Below are 11671 nucleotides of genomic sequence, written 5' to 3' on the forward strand. Positions count from 1 at the left end.
CAGGACGATCGATCATGGTTCGTGCGGTCAGCCCGGCCTGTTCGGATTTGCTCCCCGCACCAGGGATGCGATGCGCGAGAGCAACGCGCACAGCGAACGTGGACCATCGACGGAGTACCGCGCCCATGTCAGGCGATCGCCGTGTTCGGTGCTGAGCACCACGATGCCGATGCCGTCGTCGTGCACTTCGCGCAGGGCGTCCTCGTCGGTGTAATCGTCGCCGGCGAACACCGGCACGACGTCGTGGCCGACCAGCCCGATGCGGTCCAGCAACCAGCGCAGCGCCCTGCCCTTGTTCCAGTCGATGTCCGGCAGCAACTCGACCACGCGTCGGCCGTGCGTCGTCCGCAGCCCGGGCCGTGCGTCACCGACCCGGTGAACGGTGGAGATCACCCGCTCGACCTCGTCTTGCCGGACATTGCGGTAGTGCACGGCGACGGCGAACTGCTTGCGGTCGACCAGCGCGCCGGCCACCGGCCGCAACTCGGCAGACAGCAGCCGTTCGGCCTCGTCGAGGTCGGGGAGCGCGGTCTCGCCCGACTGCTGCGCGACCGACGTGCCATCGGGCCCGGCCAGCTCGAAGCCGTGGCTGCCCGCGCACCACGCGTCCTCGACCCGCACCCGTTCGCGCAAGTCCCGCAGGTCGCGGCCGCTGATCACCGCCACCGGGCAGTGCCGGGCAAGACCCCGCAGCACCTCGCCGGTCCCTGCCGGTAACGCGACCGCGGTCGGCTCCTCCCTGATCGGGGCCAGGGTGCCGTCGAAGTCCAGCAGCACCGCCGGACGGTGGCCTCGCAGGCGATCCGCGATCTCGGCCCACCGGTCGAGCGCGTCGGGCACTTCGGACAGGCGGCGTTCCCCGGAACCGGCGACGGTGACGTCGGCGAGGCTGGACACGACCACGTCCGCTCCCGGCAGCCTGGTCGGGGAACCGGACCGGGCAACGCCGACGACCAGGGCGAAGCCACCGGTCCTGGCGGCTTCGACACCCGACTCGGAGTCCTCGACGACTGCACAGCTCGATGACCGGACGCCGAGCCGGCGGGCGGCCTCGAAGAACACGGCGGGATCGGGCTTGCCGGGCAACCCGAGCTCCTCTGCCACCACGCCGTCGACCCGAACGCCGAACAGGTGCGCGATCCCGGCTCGTTCGAGGACGGCGGCGCAGTTCGTGCTCGCGGAGATGACGGCGGTCCGGACGCCGTGGCGGTGCAACGACTCGATCAGCGCGATCGCGTCGTCGAACACCGCGACGCCCTGGGCGTCCAGGGCGTCGCGGAAGTAGCCGTCCTTGAGCTTGCCCAGCCCGTGGCAGGTTTCCTGCCCGGCCGCGTCGCCTGCGCTGCCCAGCGGCAACCGGATGCCGCGGGAGCGAAGGAAGTCCCGCACGCCATCGACCCCCGGCTTGCCGTCGACGTGGCGGAGGTAGTCGTCGCTGGTGAACGGAAGGTGGTCCTCCGCCGGAGCAGGCGCGCGCTCGGCCAGGTACCCGTCGAACAGGCGCTTCCAAGCGGCGGCGTGCACCGTGGCGGTGTCGGCGAGCACTCCGTCCAGTTCGAAGAGCACCGCGTGGTAGCGGAGCGGATCGATGCTCGTAGCGGCCATGATGGCTCCGTGCGGGTACGACGTCCTCACGGGATACCCAGATCACAGCGCAGTTCCACACAGCCTCCCACGCGGTAGCCAGGCCCCACGTTGGTCGTGTGCGCCTACGCGCGGGCGAAGTCCGCGACCAGAGATTCGTAGGTGACCTGGCCTTCCTTGACGGCGCCGGTCTGCACGGCGACCTCGGTCATCAGGTCGATCGCGTCCTTCGCGACCTTCCACTGCGGGAGCAGCTTCGGTACGACGACGTCGCTGAAGTGCCGGATGTACTGCTTCGAGACGTCCAGGCCCTGTCCGTCGAAGCTGTCGGTGTTGAGCAGGTCGGCGGCCGCGTCCGGGTTGGCCAGGATCCAGTCCTTCGCCTCCCATTGCGCGGCGAGCCATGCCTTGCACGCGTCCGCATTGGACTTCGCGTAGTCCTCGCGGGCGATGAGCACGTCGACCTGCTGCTTGCTGAGCAGGTCCGGGACGCCGTCGGCGGTGAAGTCGATCAGCACCTTGCCGCCGGTCTGCGCGGCCATCAGGCGCGCGGTGGCGAAGGTGATGCCCACGTAGGCGTCGATCTTCCCGGCGCTCATCTGGGCGATCGCCGGAGTGGTCTGCCCGACGGCGAGCGGCGTGACGTCGGCCTCGGAGATTCCCGCCTGCTGCAGGGCCAGCCGGAGTTGCTTGTCGGCCCCGGCACCGATCGCGGTGACGCCGATCGTCCTGCCCTTCAGGGACGCCATCTTGTCCGCGAAGCTCGCCGAGTCGGATGGCCAGTTCCCCTTGTTGACGACGATCGAGTAGGTCGTTTCGGGGATGCGCATGCCGATGATGACGGGCCGCTCGCCCGGCCTGGAGTTGGCGAAGGTCGTCATCACCAGCAGGGTGTCCTGCATCTGCCCGTCGATCTGGCCCGCCGTCTGCAGCTGCATCCCCTGCACGCCGCTGGAGGGGTGCAGGAACTTCGGCACCTCCAGGTTGTACTTGCCGTACTGGTCCTGGTCGAGGTTGACCGCGTCGATGAAGTAGTTGTCGCCGGGCGCCGTGGCGACGCGGAACGGGGTCGGCTTCGGTGCCGCGCCCGGGGCTGTGCCGGTGGCGGGCGAGCCCGACGAACCGTCGCCGCACGCGGCGAGCAGGGTTCCCGCGCCGGCGGCGAGAACCGATGCGCCGGCCATCCGGAGGATGGTGCGGCGGCTGGTCCGGGTCTGCGTCAACTGGGGGACAGTCGATTCAGCGGATCGGATGTGCATGGCTTTCCTCTCTCAGACGACCCGGAAGTCGTTCGCCTCGCGGCTCTTCGTTCGAGGTGCGGAAGGTCGGCTGCCGACGTGCTCACGAGGCGTCGACGGCGGTCGCCGGAGACTTCGGCGGCGCGAGCTCGGCCGCCAACTCCCGGCGCATCTTCACGTGCTCGGCCGGCATCGACACGGTCGTTCCACCGACGAACCGGTCGCCGCGGTAGCGCCGGATCGCGAACTTCCCGCTCGCCGGGCCGGACGTGACTTCGGTGCGGTCGTGCTCGGCCCGCGGCGCGCCGGCCATCTGCACCTTCACCCCGGCCTGGTCGGTCCAGAACCACGGCACGGGCCGGTACGGCGCGTCCTGACCGACGATCTGCCTGGCCACGTGCAGGGCCGAGTCCATGGCGTGCTGGACCGAGGTGAGCCGCTCCAGCCGGTCGTCGAGCGGAAACCGCACGCAATCGCCGATTCCGCTCACGTGCGGGTCGGAGGTCCTCAGCCGGGTGTCGACCACGACCCCGTCGTCCACCGCCAGACCGGCCCGTTCGGCCAGGTCGGTCGACGGCGCGGAGCCGATCCCGACGACCACGACGTCCGCCGGGAGTCGCTCGCCGTCGTCCGTGGTGACCGATTCGAGCCGATCGCCCTCGATGTTGTGGGCGACCACCGACCTGCCGAGGTGGAACCGGACGCCGTGGGCACGGTGCCGCTGCAGGAGAAGATCGCTGACCTGCGGCGGTACCGCGTGAGCCAGGATCGAGGGCATGCGCTCCACGACGGTGACCGAGCAACCGAGTTCGACGGCCGCCGTCGCGATCTCCAGCCCGATGAATCCACCGCCCACCAACAACATCGATCGCGCGCCGCGCAGCCGCGCGCCCAATGCGACTGCGTCGTCGCGGTCGTGCAGGTGAACGACGTTCCGAAGACCGTGGAGGCCGGGGATCGGGCGCGGGCGGGAGCCGGTGGCCAGCACGAGGTGGTCGTACGGCGTCGTCGTGCCGGATGCCAGCGAGATCTCGCGGGCGGCGAGATCCACCCCGGTCACCGGGTCGCCGAGCACGAGCGTCGCGCCGATCGAGTCGTAGTGCGCCGCGTCGTGGAACTCGACGCGTGCCGGGTCGGCGTCCAGGAGGAACGCCTTCGACAGGGGTGGCCGCTGGTACGGCAGGCATGCCTCGGCGCTGACGAGGGTCAGCTCGCCGGCGTAGCCGAGCCGCCGCAGGGTCGAGGCCGCGTGCACCCCGCCCTGGCCCGCTCCGACGATCACGACACGGCGCATCGGGTTGCCGGCCATGGCGGTCAGGGCTCGACGATTTCGATGGCGGCCGTGGGGCAGGAGAACACCGCCTCGTTGACGTCGGCGACCGCCTCGTCGCTGACCTCTTCGGCCAGCAGGATCACGATTCCGTCCTCGTCCTGGTCGAACACCGCCGGCGCGGCCAGGACGCACTGCCCCGACCCGCAGCATTTGCCCGCATCGACCCTGAGCTTCATGGCACGCCCGCCTTCCGTTCGGTGGTCACGTTCCTCATCGGTGTCCTACGGCTCGTCGATGTCGATCAGCGGATCGCCGGCGTTCACCGTCGACCCCTCCGCGACGTGGACGGCCGTGACGGAACCCGTGTGTTCGGCGAGGACGGGGATCTCCATCTTCATCGACTCGAGAACCACGACCGTCGTGTCCGGTTCGACGGTGTCACCTGCGGCGACCAGGACCTTCCAGACGTTCGCGCCCATGTCGGCATTGATCGTTTCCGCCACTGCACTACCTTCCCGTGGATGCCGTCGGGCGACTGGTGACAGCCGCGACGATGTTCGTGTCGTACCCGCCGGCGGCGAACTCGCGGTGATCGACGAGTTCGCGCAGGAACGGCAGGTTGGTGCGCAGCGGCCCGACGGTGAACCCGTCGAGCGCCTCCCGCGCGCGTTCCAGCGCGCGGTCCCGGTCTTCCGCGAACACGCAGATCTTGGCGATCAGCGAGTCGAAGTGCGGCGTGATCGCCAGTCCCGCCCGGTACCCGGCGTCGACCCGGATCCCGTCCCCGCTCGGTTCCTCCCACTGCTCGATCGGACCGGGGCTGGGGAAGAACCGCACCGGATCTTCCGCGCAGAGCCGGAATTCGATCGCGTGCCCGCGCGGCCGGGGCGCGAACCCCGCGGTGACCGAACCGGTGACGGCGATGCTCAGCTGCTGCTCCACCAGATCGACGCCGTGCGTCAGCTCGGTCACCGGGTGCTCGACCTGGATCCGGGTGTTCATCTCCAGGAAGACGAATTCCTGCGTCCGCGCGTCGACGAGGAACTCCACGGTGCCGGCGTTGCGGTAGCCGACCGCGCGGGCCGCGTTCGCCGCCGCGTCGTGCAGCCGTTGCCGAACCTCTGGAGCGAGACCGAGCGCCGGTGATTCCTCGACGAGCTTCTGGTGGCGGCGCTGCACCGAGCAGTCGCGTTCGCCCAAGGTGAGGATCGTCCCGTCCGCCAGGCCGAGGACCTGGACCTCGATGTGCCGCGCCGATTCGACGAACCGCTCCAGGAAGACCCGGTCGGAGCCGAAGCTGCGCGCCGCGATCGCCTGCGTGCGGTCGAATTCCTTCCGCACCGATTCGGCGTCGCGGGCGATCGTCATGCCGATCCCGCCACCGCCGCCGGCGGCCTTCACCATGACCGGGTAGCCGATGCGCTCGGCCTCCGCGACCGCCTCGGCGGCATCGGACAGCGCTGCACCGGCACCGCCGCCGACCGGAACACCGGCGGCCGCGACGCGGTTCCGGGCCTCGACCTTGTCGCCCATCGCGGAGATCGCTTCGGGGGCGGGGCCGACCCACGTCAGGCCCGCATCCACGACCGCGCGGGCGAATCCGGGGTTCTCGGCGAGGAAGCCGTAACCGGGGTGGACCGCGTCGGCTCCGGTTCCCACCGCGATGCGGACGATCTGGTCGATGTCGAGATAGGCGCCGACGGGCTGGTCGCCGGTGATCTCACGGGCGATGTCCGCCTCGGCGACGTAGGGCAGGCCGGCGTCGACGCGGTGGTGGATCGCGACGGTGCCGACGCCGAGGCGCCGGGCGGTCGCGATGATCCTGCGGGCGATCTCGCCCCGGTTGGCGACCAGCAGTCGCCGGGGGAATTGCTGCGACATCCTCATCCGCCTAGGGTCTGTTTCACAAGCGGCGTGAGCCGCTTGCTCTTTTGGTGAGTGGGCCGTCAACTCGCACCGCCGCGGGTTCTCGGACGTCGCCTGGCGAGGACAGCCCCGACGCCGTGGACGTACATGAATCGGGGATCCCGGAGTGCAGGCGGGCGTTCGAGGTTCCGCTACCTGCACCGCGACGCAAGCACTTGCGAACACTTCCTAGTAACTCGTGGGCCAATTGCTGAGCTGGTGCTCACCCACCCCGCCGGTGCGGTTCAGCGCGTTGTCCTCGAGGGCGCCGAGGATGAACTCGCGGGTGTCCGCGGGGTCGATCACGTCCTGCACGCCGTAGACCCGGGCGACGTCGTAGCCGGTCGATTCCTTCGCCATCTCGGCCAGCCGCCGCTCGTAGAGCTCGGGATCCGCGGCGGCGTCGATCCCGTGCACCACCCCGACCGCCGAGCGCGGGTCCATGAAGCTGACCTCCGCGGTCCACCACGCGGCCATGGCGTCGGTGGTCCAGGCGCCGCCCATGTTGACGTAGCCCTGCCCGTAGTTCTTGCGCATCATGACCGTCACCTTCGGCACGGTCGCCAGCGAGAGCGCGTTCATCCAGTTGATGACCTTCCCGACGATTCCGCCGCGCTCGCCGTCCAGTCCGATGAGGAATCCCGGCTGATCGACGAGGAAGACCAGCGGGATGTTGTACGAGTCGCACAGCACGATGAAGCTGGTCGCCTTCGCGCACGCGGCCGCGTCGATGGCGCCCCCCTTGAACATCGGGTTGTTCGCGATGACCCCGACCGACCGGCCGTTGATCCGGCACAGCGCGGTGACGAGCGATTTGCCGTAGCGCTCCTTGACCGGGAACACGCTCCCGAGGTCGGCGATGACCTCGATGACCTTCCGCACGTCGTACACCTTCGTGCGCTCCGGGGGCACGATCGCGTGCAACTGCGCGCCGCGGCCGGCCGAACCTTCCGGCACCGGTGCGATCGGCGGCGCTTCGCCGTTGTGCGACGGGAGGTAGCTCAGGAACCGGCGCAGGAGGTCGATCGCTTCCTCGTCGGTGTCGGCGACCGCATCTGCGAATCCGGTCACCTCGGAGTGCAGCTTCCAGCCGCCGAGTTCCTGGCCGTCGACCTGCTGGCCGGTCGCCCGCCCGACGAGTCCGGGGCTGGAGACGGCCATGATCGCGCCCTTGCGCATGACCGCGAAGTCCGAGCCGGCGGTGTGCCAGGCGGCGGAACCGAAGGAGTACCCGAACGCCGCCGACACCCACGGGTTGGTCCGCCGGCGCAGGAACCGCGTCCGGTCGTTGGCGTTGCCGAGCCCGGTGCCGCCCATGACGTCGGGCATCCGCACACCGGTCGACTCGGCCAGGTAGACCAGCGGAATCCCGCTGCGCGCGGTCAGGTCCTTCAGGTGCCCCATCTTCTTGTTGCTGACGGCTCCGGAGGACGCCCCCTTGACCGTGAAGTCGTACGCGATGACGCCGGCGCGACGCCCTGCGATGCGTCCGGTGCCGGTGACCTTCCCGTCGGCGGGGGTCACGTGCTGGTCGGCATCGACGTTCGAGGTCGCGAAGAGGCCCATTTCGCGGAAGGAACCGTCGTCGAAGAGCCGGGCGACTCGTTCGCGGGCGTTGAGCTCGCCCTTCTCGGCCCGGGCGGTCAGCTTGCGTTCGCCGCCCATCGCCAGCGCGTGCGCGCGCCGCTCGGCGTGCCGGATTTCGTGATCGGTGGTCATGTCGTGGATTCGCCCTTCCCGGTCGTTCACGCGGTGGCGGTGCAGACGAGCGCGGCTCGACGCTCCTGGAATTCGATGAGGGACCGCGCGACCCGGCCGGCTTCGTCGACCGAGCGGAAGACGGGCAGGCCGAGTCGCTGCGCCTGGAGGGTGTAGTCGGCGACCGCCTGGTCCATGTCCGGTCGGCCGTCCCCCTTGAGGACGAGGTACTGCTGCGTCGCCGCGCCGGCGCGGGCGTGCGCGGCCGCGATGCTCCGGATGATCGTGCTGGTCACATCGCCGTGCCGCTCGGCCAGGTTCCGCTGGATGATGCCGACGTTCAGGTGGGTGATGAGGATGGCCGGCGGCGCCGATTCCAGCACGATGGACAACAGGTCTCCGGCGATGGTGCCGCCGCCCACCGCGAGCGTGCCCGCCGGTGTGTCGATCGGGTTCTCCAGGCCGTTCCCGGGCGGCAGACCGAGCGACTGGATCCGCTCGATCGTCGGCTGCGGCAGGGCTGGGACGGAGAATCCGTGGCGTGCCAGCGCATCCGTGGCCAGCACGCTGGCACCGCCGCCGTTGCCGAAGAGGACGGCATCGCGAGTGGCCGGCGGTGGCCCGTCGAGCCGGACGGTGGCGAAAGCCAGCAGCACGTCGAGGAATTCCTCCAGGGAATCCGTCAGCGCGATACCGGCCTGCCGGCACACCGCCGGCCAGAGCCGGTGGTTGCCCGCGAGCGCGCCGGTGTGGCTCGTCGCCGCACGCGAACCGGCGGCGGTGCGCCCTCCGGCGAGGAGCACGACCGGTTTGCCGGAGCCTCGTCGCGCAAGCAGGTCCAGGATCGCGCGCGCCGCCGCGATCGACTCCAGGTACAGGCCGACGACGGCGACATCCGGATCGTCGAGCATGAACTCGGCGAGTTCGGCGGCGTCCACATCGGAGGAATTGCCGATGCTGGTGACGCTGTGGAAGGCGATCCCACGCGCCGCACCGAGCCGCAGGATGTCGACGCTGAGGCCGCCGCTCTGGGACACGACGGCGACGCCGCCCGCGGTCAGCGGCGGGTCCGGGATGAAGCTGACCCGCGCCGCGGAGCTGTGCATCCCGAGGCAGTTCGGGCCGATGACGCGCGTCCCCTGCGCCGTCATCCGCCGGACGAGATCCCGTTCGAGCTCGATGCCCTCGGCGACCTCGCCGAAGCCGCTGCTGATGATCTGCGCGAACGCGACCTTGCCGGGATCGGCGGTCAGCGCGTCCGCGACCTTCTTGGCCGGGAGCGCGACGTAGGCGTAGTCGACCGGCTCGGTGACTTCCTGGAGCGAGCGCTGCGCCGGGAGCCCCTCGATCTGCTCCGCCGTGGGGTGGATCGGGATCACCGTCCCGGCGAAGCCCGATCGCCGGAGGTCGGCGATGTACCGGTTGGCGATGTTCGACCCGCTCGCGCTCGCACCCAGCACCGCGATCCTGCGGGGCCGGAACAGGCGTCCGAAGGCGCCGTGCGCGGTGTGCTCCCCGGCGGCGCGTTCCGCTTCGGATCCCGCGGCGAGGACCAGCCGCGCATCGACCGCGACCGCTCGTTCGGAGTCGACGATGACCGGGTTGAGGTCGACCTCGACGACCTCCGGCGGGAGTGCCGAGAGCAGCCCGCCCTCGCCGCCGAGCCGCAGGACGAGCGACACCAGCGCATCGAGGTCGGCGCGGATCCCACCGCGCGCCCCGCTCAGCAGCGCGGTTCCCTTGAGCTCGGACAGCATCGAGGTGACGTCCGATGCGGTCAGCGGGGCGACGCCGAACGAGACGTCGGCGAACAGCTCGACGAAGATCCCGCCGAGACCGACCATGACGACCCAGCCGACACCGGGCGTGCGCACCGCGCCGACGATGACTTCGTGGCCGGGGTCGGCCTTGGCCTCGACGAGGAAGCGATCGATCCGATGCCCGTGCGCGGCCAGTGCTGCGGTCATCGCCGCCGCCTCCGTGGCCAGGTCCTCCCGCGCGACACCGACGCGAACCCCGCCCGCATCGGACTTGTGGACCAGCGTCGGCGATACCGCCTTCAGGACCAGGTCGCCGTCGAGCCCGTTCGCCGCGACGGACGGGTCGGCGTGCGCACCGCCAGGCGGGACCGCGATGCCGCTGCTGCGCAGGACTTCCTTGGCCTCGGGCTCCGGCACGACCTGAGCCCCGGAGGCGACGAGGGCGGCGATTGCCGTTCGCAGCTGCTGCGGCAGCCGCGCGGAGTTCTCGATCAAGCGTCTTCCCTTCGTCGGCGCCCGGCACCCGGGTCGGGAGGCGGCTCGTGGCTCCGGCGAGTGTGGCGGGACTCGGAATGTCCGGGGAATACCGCGAATCGTGTACCGGTGATGGCGGATCGCTATCGCGGCTGTCCACTCGCACCGGTCCGGCGGGAGCGATAGCCGGTCCCGATCGGTGCGCAAACCGGTCGGGTCTTCCTCGCGCCGAGGCGGGCACGCATGATGGCCGCAGCCGCGTCGCGGAGGGGTTTCCGCGCCGGCCACATCCAGGAGCCCGGCCCTGCAACGAGGCAGCAAGGAGTCCCCGTGGAAGATCGCACAGCCGTCGAAGCCACGAGCGAGCAGCGGGGGGAGTGCCCGCACCTGAGGCAGTTGTCGCTGGATCCGGCGCCGGAACGCCCGCTGGACGATCCACCGTATTTCAGCGAACTGCGTGCCACCTGCCCGATCAGCCAGGTCGACCTGGGCGGTGGGAAGACCTCGTGGCTGGCGACGAGGTTCGACGATGTGAAGGCGATCCTCTCCGACAACAGGTTCAGCGCCAACCCGATGACGCCGGGTTTCCCGGTCCGCGGGCTGCCCGGATCGAACCACCCCATGGTCGCCGACAGCATGATCCGGCAGGATGCGCCGCTGCACACGACGCTGCGCCGGTGCGTGGTCAAGTACTTCACGCCGCGGGCCGTCGAAGGTTACCGGGAGCAGGTCGAAACCATCGTCGACGACCACCTGGACGCGCTCGCGGCGCAGCCCGGGCGGGCCGACCTCGTTTCCCGGTTCGCCCTCGCGATCCCGACCACGGTGATCACCCGGCTGCTCGGCATCCCGATCGAGGACGCCCCGCGGTTCTTCGACCTCACCGAGCGGCAGACGACGCTGTCGCTGTCGCAGGAGGACATGTACCGGACGGTCGAGGAATTCCGCGCCCTCGGGCTGGAGTACGCGGCGCTGAAAGAGGCGAACCTGTCCGACGACCTGCTCAGCAACATCATCCGGGAGCAGTACGAAGTCGGCGGGATCACCCGCGATCAGCTTGCGGCGCTGATCACGATCCTCATCATCGGCGGGCACGACACGACCGCCGGCATGATCGGGCTGTCGATCTTCACCCTGCTGAAGCGGCCGGATCAGCTCGCGCTGCTGCTCTCCGGGGAACGCCGGTGGGACGTCGCGATCGAGGAGCTGCTGCGCGTGCACTCGGTCGCGCGGATGGGGCCGCGCCGTGCCGCCACGGAGGACATCACGATCGGCGAGCACACCTTCCGGCAGGGCGAAGGCGTTGTCGCGTCCATCTGGTCGGCCAACCACGACGAGAGCAAGTACGCCCGCACCACGTGGGAGGACTTCGAGATTCCCGCCGAGAAACCGCAGCACCTCGCCTTCAGCTTCGGCTCGCACCAGTGCGTCGGGCAGAACCTCGCCCGGATGGAGCTGATGGTCGCGGTGCCCAGGATCTTCGCGCGGTTCCCCGGCATGAAGCTCGTCGACCCCGAGGTCACGCATCTGTCCTATCGGGACGATCGGGCGTTCTTCAGCCTCAAAGAACTCAACGTCACGCTCTGACCGAAGCCGGAAAGCTCGCTCGATTCAGGGAATCGAGCGAGCTTTCTCGTGCGCGGCGCTAGTAGTACTTCGTTAAGTTTGTCTTCGTTTGGGGAGTTTTCTTTGGCATGTGGGGCAAACGCCGGTCCAGCACAGTAAGACGCTTTGGAGCA

At 70.0% G+C, this 11671-nt stretch carries 9 protein-coding genes; 1 reads left to right on the forward strand and 8 read right to left on the reverse strand.

Going from position 1 to position 11671, the window contains the following annotated elements:
• Positions 1-27: 27 nt before the first annotated feature.
• From otsB to AC07FN_RS42415, 8 genes are all read right to left on the reverse strand, one after another.
• Positions 28-1605, reverse strand: a complete 1578-nt coding sequence (otsB, locus tag AC07FN_RS42380) for a trehalose-phosphatase (protein WP_478400769.1) — start codon at positions 1603-1605, stop codon at positions 28-30.
• A 104-nt stretch (positions 1606-1709) separates the two neighbouring features.
• Complete coding sequence (locus AC07FN_RS42385) at positions 1710-2807, reverse strand: ABC transporter substrate-binding protein (RefSeq protein WP_478400770.1); 1098 nt, start codon at positions 2805-2807, stop codon at positions 1710-1712.
• A gap of 118 nt (positions 2808-2925) precedes the next feature.
• Positions 2926-4131 carry an NAD(P)/FAD-dependent oxidoreductase gene (locus AC07FN_RS42390; protein WP_478400771.1) on the reverse strand — a complete coding sequence of 402 codons (1206 nt, stop codon included), beginning with the start codon at positions 4129-4131 and terminating at the stop codon, positions 2926-2928.
• A 5-nt stretch (positions 4132-4136) separates the two neighbouring features.
• A complete protein-coding gene (locus tag AC07FN_RS42395; protein ID WP_478400772.1) occupies positions 4137-4331 on the reverse strand; it encodes a ferredoxin in 195 nt (64 codons plus the stop codon).
• 45 nt (positions 4332-4376) lie between these two features.
• On the reverse strand, positions 4377-4598 hold the full coding sequence (locus AC07FN_RS42400; RefSeq protein WP_478400773.1) for a biotin/lipoyl-binding carrier protein: 222 nt from the start codon (positions 4596-4598) through the stop codon (positions 4377-4379).
• A 4-nt stretch (positions 4599-4602) separates the two neighbouring features.
• The gene (locus AC07FN_RS42405; RefSeq protein WP_478400774.1) at positions 4603-5976 is read right to left on the reverse strand and encodes an acetyl-CoA carboxylase biotin carboxylase subunit; all 1374 of its coding nucleotides are present in this window, start codon (positions 5974-5976) and stop codon (positions 4603-4605) included.
• Positions 5977-6189: 213 nt separating this feature from the next.
• Complete coding sequence (locus tag AC07FN_RS42410) at positions 6190-7719, reverse strand: acyl-CoA carboxylase subunit beta (RefSeq protein WP_478400775.1); 1530 nt, start codon at positions 7717-7719, stop codon at positions 6190-6192.
• Between the two features lie 26 nt (positions 7720-7745).
• Entirely contained in the window at positions 7746-9953 is a 2208-nt protein-coding gene (locus AC07FN_RS42415) for an acetate--CoA ligase family protein (RefSeq protein ID WP_478400776.1), read from the reverse strand.
• A 309-nt stretch (positions 9954-10262) separates the two neighbouring features.
• Here AC07FN_RS42415 and AC07FN_RS42420 point away from each other — a divergent pair, with 309 nt between their 5' ends.
• Positions 10263-11519, forward strand: coding sequence for a cytochrome P450 (locus AC07FN_RS42420; protein WP_478400777.1), 1257 nt, complete (start codon positions 10263-10265; stop codon positions 11517-11519).
• Positions 11520-11671: the final 152 nt, after the last annotated feature.

Source organism: Saccharopolyspora sp. NPDC045941, assembly GCF_056431445.1.